We start from the raw sequence: 14954 nt of genomic DNA on the forward strand, positions 1-14954 counted from the left end.
TCGGCTTTTAATTATCGATACATCGTCCACATTCCAATGTCTTTAAAACCTAATCGTTTATAAATTCGTCCAGCAGTTGGATTGTTATAAAACAGGCAAAGTGTTCGGCTTTCTTTCGTAAAGTCTTGAATCATTTTTTGTAATATGAGTGAAGCAAATCCATTTCCGCGGTAATTCGGGTGTGTACATACGCCAACAACCATTGCAGATAATGAATTTTCAGCGGAAGTAGAGGCGGATGCGATGATTGCACCGTCTTTTTCAATGTAATATGTACGTCCTGTATTTGTTTCGAGAGCTTGCCTTAAAATTTTTTCTGATTCATGAGCAGTCGGGAATTCATCGATGCTACTTCTTAATTGCATAATTCGCTCTACATCATCTAGTGTGGCAAGTTTAATTGTTTCTTGGGCAGGTGTACTAGGCAAGTTGTCGGCATCTATACATTCGCAAAAATACATTTCATTTTTGGAGCCTAATTGTAGACTGGAAGCAGTTTCAAACCTTTCTACAATAGTTGACTTACCAGAGAGTTTCAGCGGCTTATATGCGGAAAGAATTGTCTCATAATCAGTGGTAACAAGTTCTTCTTTACTATAGGGTATAAATGAATCGTGGAATCGGAGTAAAATCGATTGTAATGTTCCATTCTCTTTAAATACGCCCCATAATTCTTGAAAATCTGTGTCATAACCGAAAGCTTCAATATCTCCAATAATAAACAAGTTAAGGGCTGCTTCTTCTTTTAGGTAAGCGAATACTTGTTCATGATCTTTCTTTGTTAATTTTCGCATCATAACGAATCAACCTCTTTTTTTATTTTTCTAAATATTACAACTTAAGTTTTTTGAAAGCAATATAAAATTTTATGTTTAGTTCACAAACTTTCGGAAAAACTAGGAAAGATATGACAAAGGAGGTTATGAACGGTGGATCATCCAATTCAAGGATTAATGAAAGCGGCAATGGAAAATTTAAAAGAAATGGTCGATGTAAATACGATTGTTGGAGAGCCTGTTCAAACGGCTGACGGTGGTGTAGTGTTAACGGTTTCTAAAGTAGCGTTCGGTTTTGGAGCAGGAGGTTCTGATTTCCAAACGAATGATGGACAAAGAGCGAACGGTAACCCTGCATTTGGTGGCGGTAGCGCGGGTGGTGTTTCTATTACACCAGTAGCATTTCTTGTGGTGAATAAAGATGGAGTAAATATTCTTCATTTGCAAAATGCGACACATTTAGCAGAGAAAATGATTGAATTAGCTCCACAAACAATTGATAAAATTCAATCGATGTTCCAAAAAGATGAAAAGAAAGAGGGAAATCATCATCCTCAAAACCCAGATGAAATCCTTTAAAAACGCCTGCTTACGAGCAGGTGTTTTTTCTTGTAATCACTGTGTAATAAAACACATGAAATTGTAAATAGTTTTTGAAGTTTTTTCTATGTTTCTAAAATTTTTCATGTTAAAATATGCTATAGAATTGAAACATATAAAACGAAGGTGGCTAGGTGCTTTGTCTGGAGGATCTGACCAAGTAAAGAATATGATATATATTAATGGTAATCGTCGGGGTCATTGTTTTATTACATCAGGAATTACGTTTAAAGAGTTTGCAAGTAACATCCCTTCACCGCTTCATCAAGTGTTGCTTTTAAAGCATAACTTTGAATGGACAGATTTTCATTATCATACTTTATTTGAATATGTTGAGGAAGAAAATATACATAAGTTAATTCAAGCAGAGATTGATGAATTTGATGAATTTTGTTGGGTAGATTTTGATGATGCAAGCGATTTAGATGAACTAGAGCCAAAAGAAATTGCAGAGCTTTTATATTTGGCTCACAAAAAAGAACCACTTGCAAGAACGTTCTTTCCGTTATTGAAAAATAGATTTGTTTATTTTTCACATGATGACGGATGGTACAACAAAGTGTATTATCGTAGAATTGCAGACTTTGTAGGGATGTTAAGTAAAGTCATTCCTTATAAACTCGGTGCTTTCGGTAAGAAACGTTTTTCTTTCTTCCAAAAATCAAAAATTTTCCCAGCAATTTCAAAAGAAGTGATTATGGGGCTTATTCCATTAATGGAAGATGGTCTTTATATTGATCTGGCAGGGAAAATTGAGTCAAGAAGGGGTCTTGAAATTCCAGTTTATGTAGTCGGTTCGTATGAAAGTACGGATGAGGTACTAGATAATATCGATGAATTGAAAGAAGAAGCAACAGAGACTGGTTGGCTTATTTTTGATAAGAAAGAACAAGAGTGGCAATGGGTTGTGGACTAAGAAAACTTGGCGCATGCAGTCAAGTTTTCTTGTCTTTTGAAAGGAGTACAAATGAAGAAATATTATACAAGTGTGGGTATTGTAAGTATTATTCTTGTGGCAATTTTACTTATCACTTGTCCGAAAGAATCAGATTTTAAATTGTATCTAGAAGATAAGTATGCATTGAAATGTGACGAGGGTAGTTTTGAATGCACACAAAATGTAGATGGTAAAAAAGAAAAACTAAAATTTGAAAGTACAGATGCACGAAATGGTGTATTCTTTATGACTGTAAAGCAAACATTTAAAACAGAAGCTGATGTTACGAGAGAATATAGCGGGGTAGGAATGTTTGGTACATTTCTTTTTGTTTCAGAGAAGACTTTCTAGTAATAGAAGGTCTTTTTCTTATGCTTATGTTCATATAGATGAAGTAAGACAAGCATAGGAGGGGTATTGATGAAAAAGGAATGTATTGTTTGTGGCGGTGAGGAGTTTTTCTCTTCTACATTATACGCACGTACGAAACAAGATTGGGCATATGCACCAAATATGTATCGATTTGAAAAGGTGTTTATTGAGCATCGGGATGAAGAAAATTATCCAGTGTTTCAAGAAATTACAGCGAAACATTGTTGTGGATGCGGTCATATTATGTTGTATCACGAATGAACACACCAAGTATAACTTGGTGTGTTTTTTTAAAACGCTGACAAAGCAAGCGGATAAAGTAAAGTAAATAAAACAGAAAAACTACCAAAACCAATTGCTGTATATCCAAGTGTTCTTGCTCCAAAATTGACAGCTAATAAGCCAACTAAAATCGCAAGAGAACCGAGTGTAACTGGATAAAAAGCAATGGAGAAAAGCGAAAGAAATAAAGCGACATAGCCTATCATTGCACCGGTATTTGTACCTTCTATTTCATTTGCAATTTCTTTACGTTTATGTCTAATTGGAATGCCAGCTGGTGATATTTCAGCTGCATACTCTTCGTTTTTTTCACCACTTTTAAAATGATGATTTCTCTTTCTTCGCATGTACATCCCTCTCTTTCAATTGGGTGTACTTATATTATCTTTCATAAAGAGAAGAACATGAGTATGAGTTAAACCCAAGTAAAGCAAAAATTGGAGAATAAAGATTCCTTTATTAGCATGTACATTTCCTAATGAAGATAAAACAGGAATTTTGGAAAATGATGTAGAATGAAATGAGTGATAAAGCGTGAAGGTAGGGGAATGTATGACGAAATTTAATTGGCATGAATCAGCAGAAAAGAAATGGGATAGTAGCGCAGAGTTTTGGAATCAAAATAGTCAGGAGATGTGGGACAGCGGGAGTAGGAGTACAATTATTCCGTTTTTTGAACAGTACGTAAAGAAAGAAGCCGAGGTGCTCGATGTTGGTTGTGGTGATGGATACGGTACATATAAATTAAGTCGCACGGGCTATAAAGCAGTTGGAGTGGATTTATCAGAAGTGATGATTCAAAAAGGGAAGGAGCGCGGAGAAGGACCAGATTTATCTTTTATAAAAGGAGATCTTTCTTCCTTGCCATTTGAAAATGAACAATTTGAAGCAATTATGGCAATTAATTCTTTAGAATGGACCGAGGAGCCATTACGAGCATTAAATGAGATAAAGCGTGTTCTAAAAAGTGATGGGTATGCATGTATTGCAATTTTAGGGCCGACAGCAAAGCCAAGAGAGAACAGTTATCCTCGTTTATACGGCAAAGACGTTGTATGTAATACGATGATGCCTTGGGAATTTGAACAGTTAGCAAAAGAACAAGGTTTTAAAGTTGTAGATGGTATCGGTGTATATAAGCGCGGAGTAAATGAGAAGATGTTAGGTCAACTTCCTACAGAGTTACAACAATCGTTAACGTTCTTATGGGTATTTATGTTAAAAAAGCATAAAGAAATGAAAGAATTTTTAGGAGGTAAATAAGTGCAGAAAATACAAAAAACTGATACAATATCATCAGAACCAATTAAAGGGGGACTAGGGTATATGACAACTACTACAACAGTTAAATCCGATATTGAAATCGCACAAGAAGCGAGTATGAAAAAGATTCAAGAAATTGCAGCTGATTTAAATATTTTAGAAGATGAATTAGAGCCATACGGGCATTATAAAGGTAAGTTATCTCTTGATATTTTTAAGCGCTTACAGAATGAGAAAGACGGTAAAGTTGTTTTAGTAACAGCGATTAACCCAACTCCAGCTGGAGAAGGTAAATCAACAGTAACAGTTGGTTTAGGTCAAGCTTTTAATAAAATTGGTAAGAAAACAGTAATTGCACTTCGCGAACCATCTCTTGGACCAACGATGGGGCTAAAAGGCGGAGCAGCAGGTGGTGGTTTTTCACAGGTTGTACCTATGGAAGACATTAACCTTCACTTTACTGGAGATATCCATGCGATCACAACTGCTAATAACGCGTTAGCCGCGTTTATTGATAATCATATCCAACAAGGAAATACACTTGGAATTGATACGCGTAAAATCGTTTGGAAACGTTGTGTTGACTTAAATGATCGTGCCCTTCGTAACGTAGTAATTGGTCTTGGTGGACCGGTTCAAGGTGTACCGCGTGAAGACGGTTTTGATATTACAGTAGCATCTGAAATTATGGCCGTATTCTGCCTTGCGACAGATATTCAAGATTTAAAAGCACGTCTATCACGCATCGTAGTTGCTTATAATTTTGCAAATCAACCTGTAACGGTTAAAGATTTAGGTGTAGAAGGTGCGTTAACATTATTATTAAAAGATGCATTAAAGCCAAACTTAGTGCAAACGTTAGAAAATACACCAGCTATCATTCATGGCGGACCATTTGCGAATATCGCTCATGGTTGTAACAGTGTTATCGCTACAACAATGGCAGCAAAATTAGGTGATTATGTTATTACAGAAGCTGGATTTGGTGCAGATTTAGGTGCTGAGAAGTTTTTAGATATTAAAGCTCGTGCAGCTGGTATTAAACCAGAAGCAGTTGTTATTGTTGCGACGATTCGTGCGCTTAAAATGCATGGTGGCGTAGCAAAAGATCAATTAAAAGAAGAAAATGTAGATGCATTAGCAAAAGGTATGGAGAACTTACAGAAGCATGTTGAAACAATTCAAAGCTTCGGTGTGCCTTTCGTAATTGCAATTAATAAATTCATTACAGATACAGATGCAGAAGTTGCATACTTACAAGAATGGTGTAATGAGCGTGGCTATGCGGTATCCTTAACAGAAGTTTGGGAGAAAGGTGGCCAAGGCGGGGTTGACCTTGCTGAAAAAGTGTTAAAAGAAATTGAAAAAGGTGAAAACAACTACGCACCACTTTATGAATTAGAATTACCATTAGAAGAGAAAATTCGTACAATTGCTCAAAAAGTGTATGGCGCAAAAGACATTGAATTTGCTCCGAAAGCACGTAAGCAATTAGCTCAATATGAAGGCGAAGGTTGGAGTAACCTACCAATTTGTATGGCGAAAACACAATACTCTCTTTCTGACGATGCAACGAAATTAGGTCGTCCATCTGACTTTATCGTTACAATTCGTGAGCTAAAACCATCTATTGGTGCAGGCTTTATCGTTGCGTTAACAGGAACAATGTTAACAATGCCAGGCCTTCCGAAACAACCAGCAGCACTACAAATGGATGTAAATGAAGATGGAAAAGCAGTAGGTTTATTCTAAAAGGTTGTAATTCATCTCGTTTATCTGTAAACTATATATACATCAAGTGGCGCCTTTCCATCGAAAGGCGCCTGTTTTTTGGAGGAAATTATGTTTGATCCAACTGCTTTTGATAATTTAAAAGTAATCGTAGAAGGCGCTGTATATGATTTTGATTTACATGGAGATATTCTTGTAACAGATCGAAAAGATATGATGGACCTTGCTTCATTAAGTCGTATATATCATATTTCATTTCAGTTAACAGAACCATTCGAACCGTTAGTAGAGGCAACATTTTCACTATCTGTAGATGCAAAGAACTTGTCTGGTGAAATATTAGAAGTACCACAATTTACACCAGGATGCGAAATGAAGTTAGCATTTTCATTCCCGATTGAAAAACCAGAAGTAGTGTGCGGTGAAATTGAAACTTTCATGCATTCTATATGGGGAAAAGAAAGAATGATTACGCAAAAACTTTCATACGAATATAATAAGCAAGCGATTTCATATCATAATAAGGTAGAGGTTCTATTTCAAAAAGCGATTACAGAAGACCATGTTGATGATTTAATAGCTGTTATTTCACACATGATAGAAACGGTGCGAACAATACAACATTTTCTTCAAAAATAGAGATAAAGGAGAAAAACAAATGATAAAAGATATGCAACCATTTTTACAACAAGCTTGGGAGAAGGCTGGTTTTAAGGAGTTAACTGAAATTCAAAAACAAGCGATTCCAACTATTTTAGAAGGACAAGACGTTATAGCTGAATCTCCAACTGGAACAGGAAAAACATTAGCGTACTTATTACCCCTTTTACATAAAATCAATCCTGAAGTAAAACAACCACAAGTTGTTGTTTTAGCGCCAACACGTGAACTTGTCATGCAAATTCATGAAGAGGTTCAAAAGTTTACAGCAGGAACTGAAATTTCAGGTGCATCTTTAATTGGTGGTGCAGATATTAAGCGCCAAGTAGAAAAATTAAAGAAACACCCAAGAGTGATTGTCGGTTCACCGGGACGTATTTTAGAATTAATTCGTATGAAAAAGCTAAAAATGCATGAAGTGAAAACAATTGTATTTGATGAGTTTGATCAAATTGTAAAACAAAAGATGATGGGCGCTGTACAAGATGTAATTAAATCTACGATGCGCGATCGTCAATTAGTATTCTTCTCGGCTACAATGACAAAAGCTGCAGAAGATGCGGCACGTGATTTAGCAGTTGAACCACAATTAGTACGTGTAACACGAGCAGAGTCAAAAAGCTTAGTTGAGCATACGTATATCATTTGTGAGCGACGCGAGAAAAATGATTACGTAAGAAGAATTATGCATATGGGCGATGTAAAAGCAGTTGCTTTCTTAAACGACCCATTCCGTTTAGACGAAATTACAGAGAAATTGAAATTCCGTAAAATGAAAGCAGCGGCTCTTCATGCAGAAGCAAGTAAACAAGAGCGTGAAGCGACGATGCGTGCTTTCCGCGGAGGAAAATTAGAAATTCTACTTGCTACTGATATTGCAGCACGCGGTATCGATATTGACGATTTAACACATGTAATTCACTTAGAATTACCAGACACAGTAGACCAATATATTCACCGCTCTGGACGTACTGGACGTATGGGGAAAGAAGGAACTGTTGTATCTCTTGTAACACCGCAAGAAGAGCGTAAATTACTACAATTTGCGAAAAAACTAGGTATCGTATTTACGAAGCAAGAAATGTTCAAAGGATCATTTGTAGAAACGAAACCGAAAGCACCAAAGAAAAAGAAACCAGCATTTACTGGGAAGAAAAAGCCTAGATAAATAATGTGGAAGGCGTAACTATTTGTAGTTACGTCTTTTTTGTTTGTAATCAAGTGATAAAGGGTTAAGGTTAGGAGCTAACATAGTAACAGCCCATATTGGGAAAACCCCAGATGATGAAAATAGTGAGTACTATGATAAAATGATACGTGTTTGTAATGAAATAGGGGAATTAGCATTCAGATTTGGAGGATTCTTTGCTATTGAGACGGGATCTGAAAAAGCGATTTATAGAAAATATAAATTCAAAAGGATGAGCGGTTAACTTTGACCCAGCAAATTTAATTAGTGATGTAAATGAAAATCCGGTAGAAGGTTTATTGTTATTAAAAGATTATATAGTACAAACTCATATTAAAGATTGTACAAAAGTGAAAAGCGATAGTTCAAGTAAGTATATTGAAGTAGCAGTAGGAAATGGTGAAGTAGATTTCGATATATTCTTTAAAGTATTAGATGAAATTGGATTCAATGGATATAACATGATCGAAAGAAATGATTATTTTGACGAACTAGATGGGATGAGTCAGTCGATAAATTTTGCAAAGAAGTACATACCAACTCAAAAGGAATAATGATAGTACATGTAGAAACCTACTTAGAATATAAAAAACATTAGGGGGAAATGTAATGATCCATAAGGTCGGACAAATTATGCTGTATGTAAATAATCAAGATGAGGCAGTCAATTTTTGGACGGAAAAGGTAGGGTTTCATGTAGTTGCAGAGGAAGATAACAAACAAGGAATGAGATGGATTGAAATCGCTCCAACTAACGGTGCTGAAACGAGCATTATACTACATAATAAAGAAGTTATTTCTAAGATGAGCCCAGAATTGAATCTTGGTACACCATCTTTAATGTTCTTCTCAGAAAATCTTGATCAATTATATACAGATTTAACAAATAAAAATGTTACTGTTGGAGAAATGGTAACTATGCCTTCTGGTAAAGTGTTTAACTTTGCTGATAGTGAAGGAAATTATTTTGCGGTTATGGAAAAGAACAAATAATAATATTGCTATGTGAAAATCCCCCTCAAACATATTGAGGGGGATTAAATCATTGAAATGAATTTATCATGAGAAAGTTGTTTAATAAAAAATGTTCCTTTTTCAATAGCGGTTTCCATATAACCGACAATTTGATTAAACGTAAACACCTGTAAGTCTTCATGCAAATGTTGCTCCGGATACAACATATCTTCAAAAAGATACTTTCGAAATTCTAAAATATTTTCTTTAGAAACCTCTTCAATATCCACAATGTGAGCCTCTTGATTGAGAAGAGAGAAGAGCTGTTGTTCTTTATCGTAATGATGAAGCAATTTTGCATTTAACAATTTAAAATCGTTATAGTACATAGGTGCGATTGTTTCATCATTTTCTATTCTATTTTTTAGCCAAGGTAGAAAAAAACCACTTAGCCAATTATCATCGGCAATGAGATGGGTGTAATAGCCTAAGAGAAAAGGGGAATTCATATGAACTTTATATTTTTGAAAAAAAGAATTGAAATCTATCCTTCGCGTATAGTTTTTCGTCGTGCCTGCGTAAAAATGTGAAGTTCCTTTTTCTTCTGCTGAATGAACCGCATCAGGGGCTACACCTCCAAGTATGAAAGAAGTTTTATCTTGAATACATAATTTCTCGGCAATACCGTTAGCGATAATAGCATGCATAATTCGTGATCCCATGAATGACACCTCGGTTTCAAGTATTCATTTCAGGAAGAGGACTGAACAGTTAGTATTACTTTCCCTGTACTTTTTCTACTTTCGACCCATTCATGTGCTTTCCCTGCATCTTGAAGTGGAAAAGATTTCGTAGCCCTGATTTGCAAACGTCCGTCACGCAAATAACGGAATACTTCATTTGCAGTTTCTTGGAGTAGTTCAGGACGTTTTTTTCGTGTAGTTCCAAAGCTAAAACCGAGTATAGAGCGGCAACTTGCATGTAAATCTTTCGTTTGGAAATTGCCAATTTCACCACTTGCATTACCGAAATGAATGAGGCGGCCGTAATAAGCAAGACATTTTAAACTTCTTTCCGAAACCGTTCCAGAAATAGAGTCTAAAATTACATCAACCCCTTCACCATTTGTCAGCTCATTGACTTTCTCTACAAAATCTTCATCTTGATGACCAATTACATAATCAGCACCGGCATCTAAAGCAATTTCTTTTTTTGCTTCACTTCCGACAGTACCGATAACTTTTCCCGCCCCTAATAGTTTTGCAAGTTGAATAGCAGTAGTGCCAATTCCACCAGCCGCCGCATGAATGAGTACAGATTCACCTTGTTGAAGCCTTGCTACATTTGCGAGTAAATTATAGCTTGTGAAAGATACGATAGGGCATGCTGCTGCAGTTTGGAAATCGACTTCATCAGGTAATGTGAAAGTAAGATTTTCATTTGCAACAACATATTCAGCGTAAGATCCATTTTGAGGAAAAGCAATGACACGTTGTCCAGGGTGAATATTTTTCACATGAGAGCCGACACGTTCTACAATACCAGCGACATCTATACCTAGAATAAAAGGTAGTGCTTTATTTCCTTTTTTGCCATAACGTGATTTAATGTCAGCGAAATTTACACTCGTAGCAACAACGCGAATTAAAACTTGATTTTCTGAAACAACCGGCATATCCACATCTGTATATTTCATCACTTCAGGACCACCGAACGATGTTACAATGATAGCTTTCATTATTTATCCCCCTAAATTTGACTATATAAATCATTTTAAATCTTTTTCAGGAATTGGGAAATTATATAATAGTTATGCAAGGTTATAAGTGAAGCTTATGAACGTATTGAATCATTATATTAATTTATATAAAAAACTTTTAAAAAAAATCGAACGAAATATAGATTACTTGCCAATATAAAGTGTAAGACAAAGGAGGGGTGGTATATGAAGGATGAAACAGTGTATACAGATTTGATCCAATTAACTTTATCAGGAAATAAAGAAGCGTATAGCGAATTATATGATGTAACGATTCACGAAGTATATAAGACAGCACATTTTTTAATAGATGATAAAGCGGATGTAGATGATGTCGTTCAAGAAATATACATACAGCTATATGAATCGCTTCGTAAGTATGATAGCGAGAAGCCATTTCGTCCTTGGCTAATTGGACTTGTAATTAAACAAATTCACTCTTATAGAAGAAAGAGGTGGATGCGACTACGAATTATAAAAAAAGCAGAAGAGCAGAGAAAACCAGTACAAATTGATTTTTCTAACGATGTTGTAAGGAAAATATCAAATCAAAAGCTAATCGAACTTATTCATAAATTACCGTATAAATTGAAACAAGTTATTATTTTAAGATACTTGCACGACTACTCACAAGAAGAAGTAGCAGAAATATTACATATTCCAATTGGTACTGTGAAATCTAGAATTCATTCGGCCTTAAAGAAACTACGTCAAAAAGAGCAAGTAGAAGAAATCTTTTTAGGAGAGGTAGGGAATGTGAAATGAGTTTAGATTGTAGAGTTCGAGAATCTATACAAGAAGAAGCGAAAGGGATTGTTGTACCGCCGGAGTTGAAAGAAAAAGTAATCGTTCAAATAAAAATGAAGCGCGGGGGAAGTAAGGTGAAGAAACGCCTTATCGCAGGAGTACTTGCAGCGGCGTTTTTAATCCCGACAACTGGTTTTGCATATCAATCTATTATGGCAGATGGTATATACGGGTCTTTTGAAAACTTAAAAAAACATGCTGGAACGATGACATTAGAGGCGTACATGCGTTTTAGTGCAAAGTTATCAGAAGCGAAAGATGAAATGGGTACAAAAGAATATGAAGTGTTTACAAAAGAACTAAAGAAATTAACAAATGCAAAGCTTGCGTACGGAGATTCGAACGGCAATATTGATTATGATGCATTATCGCCAGCAAAAAGAGAAGAAATGAAAAAGGTAAGTATGGGCCTTCAACCATACTTTGATAAATTAAATGGTCATAAATCAAGTAGAGAAGTATTAACGCAAGAAGAGTTTGATCGCTATATGGAAGCTTTAATGACACATGAAATCGTACGAGTGAAGACAAAATCAACCGGTGCAATAAAACTAGAAGAAGTACCTGAGGCATATAAAGAAAGATTTATGAAAGCAGAGCAGATTATGGAGGATGTAGACGAAAAGGTGAGATAAGTAAAAAATCTCAGAGTCTAAGCTCTGAGATTTTCTTATTGAAACGTAAATATATTAACCACCTATTCCTTTTGCTAGCAATAGGAAATATACAACTACTAGTATTAGTCCATTTAATACTGTACCAATTATTCCGAATAACCAATTTTTTGATGCTATCGCAAAAATAATACCCAGTAATGAAAGAATACCTAGTATCGAAATAACTAAAGTTAAATTTGCATTAGGTCCTCTTAAAATAAAGAAAGAACATATGCTTGCGAGAAACATTAAACATGAGAATCCAAAAAATCTATACATAATAATTCTCCCTTGATTGAAATGTATTTTGACCTAGTGCACGATTTTCTTTATTTTAGCATAAATTTTCTAGTGCATATTGAATATATAAACAATAAAAAACGAGTATAAAATCTAAGTGATTTCATACTCGTTTTATTATTACTTAAATTTTCTTACCGCATGAATAGCTACTCTTACAAGTAATATCGCACTTATAAATAAACCACCGTAACCAACGACATTTAAAAATTGATCATTTGGTTCTTTCGCATTGTTTGCTAAATGCAATACACCTACCGAAATTCCACCAAATGCAGTTCCAATAAATGCAATGAGGAATTGTGAGATGAAAGTAGTAATAAATGATGCATTTGTTTCGTCAGAGAAAAAGCCGACCTTTACGGATAATTCTCCGTTTTCTAGTTTTGAACTTAAATCATCTAATTTTCTAGGAATGCGTCGCATGGCAGGTAACATAGAGAGTAATTCGTTTGTTGCAGCTTCTTTTAAACTTGAATAATTGTTAACTGGCATAAAACTAGCTACATGATCTTTCGCAAAGCGCTTCGCTTCATCCATTAAATTGAATTCAGGGTTTAGTTGTAGCATCGTTCCTTCTAGCGTAATTAAAGAGCGGAAAGCCCCTGCAACCATTGGGTAAAATGCTAATTCAAATTCAGCGATTATTTGAAACAACCCTTGAATGAATTCTCCAGAACTATTTGTAGAAACGTACGTACTTTGAATTAATAATTGACTAATAGACTGTTCTAATCCTTCTTTATCAACATTTGGTTTCTTTTCAACTAATTGAAGCAGTCCATCAAGTAAGACATATGAATTTTTGCGCTCAAAGCCGATAAGCAGTCGCTTGAATGCCTCTTGTTGAAGTGTTCCTAATCGTCCGACAGAACCGAAATCAAGTAATGCAGGAGTACCATCACGAAGAATATACACATTACCTGGATGAGGGTCTGCATGGAAAATACCTTTAAAGAAAATTTGCTCTAAAATACAATCAAAGAGTTGTCGTTGTACTTTTTTCGTATCAATTTGTAATTCATTTAATAATGCTGCCCCACTTTTAACACTTACTCCATCTAAAAATTCAAGCACAAGTATTTTTGAATTACTGTATTCTTGATATACTTCCGGTATTTTTATTTTCGTTTCACTATTTTTTAGTGAATCAGACACTTGTTCGAAGTTACGAGCCTCGATTTTGAAATCAATTTCTTCTTTCATTGCGGTAGAGAAGCCCTGTGCTAAATCAAGAAATCCGATATTTTTAGCCCAAGTTGATTTGTTGGAAATCCATAGAGCGAAGTGAATTAAAATATCTAAGTCACGTTTAATTGTCTCAGAAATATTAGGACGTAGTAGTTTAACGACGACATCCTGGTCGTTTTCTTTGAGCTTCGCTTTATGTACTTGGCCAATAGAGGCGGCAGCTAAGGGTTCCATTTCAAAGGAGCTGAAAATTTCATCTTTCGGTATATGTAGTTCCTTGTTCAATATTTCTTCAACTTGTTGTTGTGATAAACGTGTTACATTTTCTTGAAGGTTTGATAATTCGTGAATAAAAACTGGTGGTAGTAAATCAGATCGAGTTGATAAAACTTGTCCGAATTTAATAAATACACCACCACATTCTTCTAGTGTATTTCGAAGGGAAGTGGCGAGCTTGCGATCTGCTTCTGGTGAGCGCTTTAAAGCTAAATATTTTCCCATTCCGTGTTTGATTGCAATAGAAGAGACGCGCATATATCTTTTTTGTCTACCAATTTTAGCGAAGAATTTTGAAATAGGGTTTCTACTTTCTATTACTACGTCATCCATTTCGCCACGCTTAATAGGATCAAATAATTCAAAAACTAGGTAACAAAGCATCGATACAATTAATGAGCTCCCCAGCCAAAAATATCTATCAACACCGACAATCGATTCATCTTGATAGCGTAAATATAAAAACCAATACATAGCCGACGTAAGTGAAACACCTAAAGTGGCTGCACTTGCTTGTTTGAAAAAATTTAGTTTTGTACCAATTAGTCGACCACTAATAAAAGACATAATGACTGCTAGTAGAAAAAATTGAAAAAACATTGTATCATTCCTCTGAATTTTATTCGATTACTGTATTATACTGGAATATAATTATTCTAACAACAAGCCAAGGAAGTACCTCCCTGACTTGCACGATCAAATAGAGTATTCAATTATATTTTTTCATATTTACAGTATCTTTTTGTATAAAACAATCTAAAAGGGAATAGCCAGCTATTAAACTAATTATCGTAACAAAAGTTGTATTGATAAGAATAATATTAGTTATATAAGGTAGGTATGCACCAACTGGTGAAAAGAGTAGAGCTGGAGAAAAGGAAATGAATAGTGTAGGCACAGTAATGGCGATAAATTTATCCGGTTGAAAGCGCCAGTTTTGTTTACTTGTTTCACGATTAATAGATTGAAGGAATCGTAATAAAATGCCGACTATAAGAGGGAAGAGTGTAAAGTAGAATAATCTTGGATAAACGTTAAAGTTTACTTGTGCGTCTGTATCTAAATAAAATTGAATTTTCACTCCGACAAATAATAATAAGACGATAAATAATGTAAAGCAGAGGTATAGCATCACTTTTTGCATTATATTCCACCATCCTTTACTCAAAATATATTCAAAAAAAGAAGAGATATACAATAA

Annotated in this window: 18 protein-coding genes and 1 pseudogene; 12 read left to right on the top strand and 7 right to left on the bottom strand. The window is 35.1% G+C overall.

Annotated features, from left to right (window positions below):
- Nucleotides 1-11: 11 nt before the first annotated feature.
- Nucleotides 12-797 (bottom strand): GNAT family N-acetyltransferase, encoded by a 786-nt coding sequence (locus tag RCJ96_RS12445; RefSeq protein WP_074606014.1) that lies wholly within the window; start codon nucleotides 795-797, stop codon nucleotides 12-14.
- A gap of 132 nt (nucleotides 798-929) precedes the next feature.
- On the opposite strand from RCJ96_RS12445, the gene ytfJ reads away from it, so the two are divergent.
- The 4 genes from ytfJ to RCJ96_RS12465 all read left to right on the top strand — a co-directional run bounded on the left by ytfJ (nucleotide 930) and on the right by RCJ96_RS12465 (nucleotide 2946).
- On the top strand, nucleotides 930-1355 hold the full coding sequence (gene ytfJ, locus RCJ96_RS12450; protein WP_000349987.1) for a GerW family sporulation protein: 426 nt from the start codon (nucleotides 930-932) through the stop codon (nucleotides 1353-1355).
- Between the two features lie 160 nt (nucleotides 1356-1515).
- Nucleotides 1516-2292, top strand: coding sequence for an oxalate:formate antiporter (locus RCJ96_RS12455; RefSeq protein ID WP_000014090.1), 777 nt, complete (start codon nucleotides 1516-1518; stop codon nucleotides 2290-2292).
- Nucleotides 2293-2343: 51 nt separating this feature from the next.
- Entirely contained in the window at nucleotides 2344-2664 is a 321-nt protein-coding gene (locus RCJ96_RS12460; protein WP_074606015.1) for a hypothetical protein, read from the top strand.
- Between the two features lie 69 nt (nucleotides 2665-2733).
- On the top strand, nucleotides 2734-2946 hold the full coding sequence (locus tag RCJ96_RS12465; RefSeq protein WP_000711202.1) for a hypothetical protein: 213 nt from the start codon (nucleotides 2734-2736) through the stop codon (nucleotides 2944-2946).
- Nucleotides 2947-2975: 29 nt separating this feature from the next.
- Here the strand turns inward: RCJ96_RS12465 and RCJ96_RS12470 are convergent, their stop codons facing one another.
- Complete coding sequence (locus RCJ96_RS12470; RefSeq protein ID WP_001253199.1) at nucleotides 2976-3314, bottom strand: hypothetical protein; 339 nt, start codon at nucleotides 3312-3314, stop codon at nucleotides 2976-2978.
- 205 nt (nucleotides 3315-3519) lie between these two features.
- On the opposite strand from RCJ96_RS12470, the gene RCJ96_RS12475 reads away from it, so the two are divergent.
- The 6 genes and pseudogenes from RCJ96_RS12475 (at nucleotide 3520) to RCJ96_RS12500 (ending at nucleotide 8803) form a co-directional block, all read left to right on the top strand.
- Nucleotides 3520-4230 carry a class I SAM-dependent methyltransferase gene (locus RCJ96_RS12475; protein ID WP_074606017.1) on the top strand — a complete coding sequence of 237 codons (711 nt, stop codon included), beginning with the start codon at nucleotides 3520-3522 and terminating at the stop codon, nucleotides 4228-4230.
- A gap of 63 nt (nucleotides 4231-4293) precedes the next feature.
- Nucleotides 4294-5982, top strand: a complete 1689-nt coding sequence (locus RCJ96_RS12480; protein WP_001985392.1) for a formate--tetrahydrofolate ligase — start codon at nucleotides 4294-4296, stop codon at nucleotides 5980-5982.
- Nucleotides 5983-6072: 90 nt separating this feature from the next.
- Nucleotides 6073-6600 carry a hypothetical protein gene (locus RCJ96_RS12485; protein ID WP_000460210.1) on the top strand — a complete coding sequence of 176 codons (528 nt, stop codon included), beginning with the start codon at nucleotides 6073-6075 and terminating at the stop codon, nucleotides 6598-6600.
- 19 nt (nucleotides 6601-6619) lie between these two features.
- Entirely contained in the window at nucleotides 6620-7789 is a 1170-nt protein-coding gene (locus RCJ96_RS12490; protein WP_000588613.1) for a DEAD/DEAH box helicase, read from the top strand.
- Nucleotides 7790-7841: 52 nt separating this feature from the next.
- A pseudogene (locus RCJ96_RS12495) lies at nucleotides 7842-8364 on the top strand (sugar phosphate isomerase/epimerase family protein); the annotation flags it as partial.
- A gap of 55 nt (nucleotides 8365-8419) precedes the next feature.
- Nucleotides 8420-8803 carry a VOC family protein gene (locus tag RCJ96_RS12500; RefSeq protein WP_074606021.1) on the top strand — a complete coding sequence of 128 codons (384 nt, stop codon included), beginning with the start codon at nucleotides 8420-8422 and terminating at the stop codon, nucleotides 8801-8803.
- A gap of 44 nt (nucleotides 8804-8847) precedes the next feature.
- Here the strand turns inward: RCJ96_RS12500 and RCJ96_RS12505 are convergent, their stop codons facing one another.
- A complete protein-coding gene (locus RCJ96_RS12505; RefSeq protein WP_270794930.1) occupies nucleotides 8848-9486 on the bottom strand; it encodes a hydrolase in 639 nt (212 codons plus the stop codon).
- A 29-nt stretch (nucleotides 9487-9515) separates the two neighbouring features.
- Nucleotides 9516-10502: a quinone oxidoreductase family protein gene (locus tag RCJ96_RS12510; RefSeq protein WP_416503744.1), complete on the bottom strand. Its 987-nt coding sequence runs from the start codon at nucleotides 10500-10502 to the stop codon at nucleotides 9516-9518.
- Nucleotides 10503-10709: 207 nt separating this feature from the next.
- Between RCJ96_RS12510 and RCJ96_RS12515 the strand changes: the two genes are divergently transcribed.
- A complete protein-coding gene (locus RCJ96_RS12515) occupies nucleotides 10710-11288 on the top strand; it encodes a sigma-70 family RNA polymerase sigma factor (protein WP_416503746.1) in 579 nt (192 codons plus the stop codon).
- Nucleotides 11285-11965: a DUF3600 domain-containing protein gene (locus RCJ96_RS12520; protein WP_416503748.1), complete on the top strand. Its 681-nt coding sequence runs from the start codon at nucleotides 11285-11287 to the stop codon at nucleotides 11963-11965. Before RCJ96_RS12515 ends, RCJ96_RS12520 begins: the two co-directional genes overlap by 4 nt.
- Before the next feature lie 54 nt (nucleotides 11966-12019).
- Here RCJ96_RS12520 and RCJ96_RS12525 read toward each other — a convergent pair whose 3' ends face one another.
- The 3 genes from RCJ96_RS12525 to RCJ96_RS12535 all read right to left on the bottom strand — a co-directional run bounded on the left by RCJ96_RS12525 (nucleotide 12020) and on the right by RCJ96_RS12535 (nucleotide 14897).
- Entirely contained in the window at nucleotides 12020-12265 is a 246-nt protein-coding gene (locus RCJ96_RS12525) for a hypothetical protein (protein ID WP_071727387.1), read from the bottom strand.
- Between the two features lie 141 nt (nucleotides 12266-12406).
- Nucleotides 12407-14353 (bottom strand): ABC1 kinase family protein, encoded by a 1947-nt coding sequence (locus RCJ96_RS12530; RefSeq protein WP_416503750.1) that lies wholly within the window; start codon nucleotides 14351-14353, stop codon nucleotides 12407-12409.
- 109 nt (nucleotides 14354-14462) lie between these two features.
- Nucleotides 14463-14897, bottom strand: coding sequence for a hypothetical protein (locus tag RCJ96_RS12535; RefSeq protein ID WP_062821427.1), 435 nt, complete (start codon nucleotides 14895-14897; stop codon nucleotides 14463-14465).
- Nucleotides 14898-14954: the final 57 nt, after the last annotated feature.

The organism is Bacillus sp. BSL6, assembly GCF_052928345.1.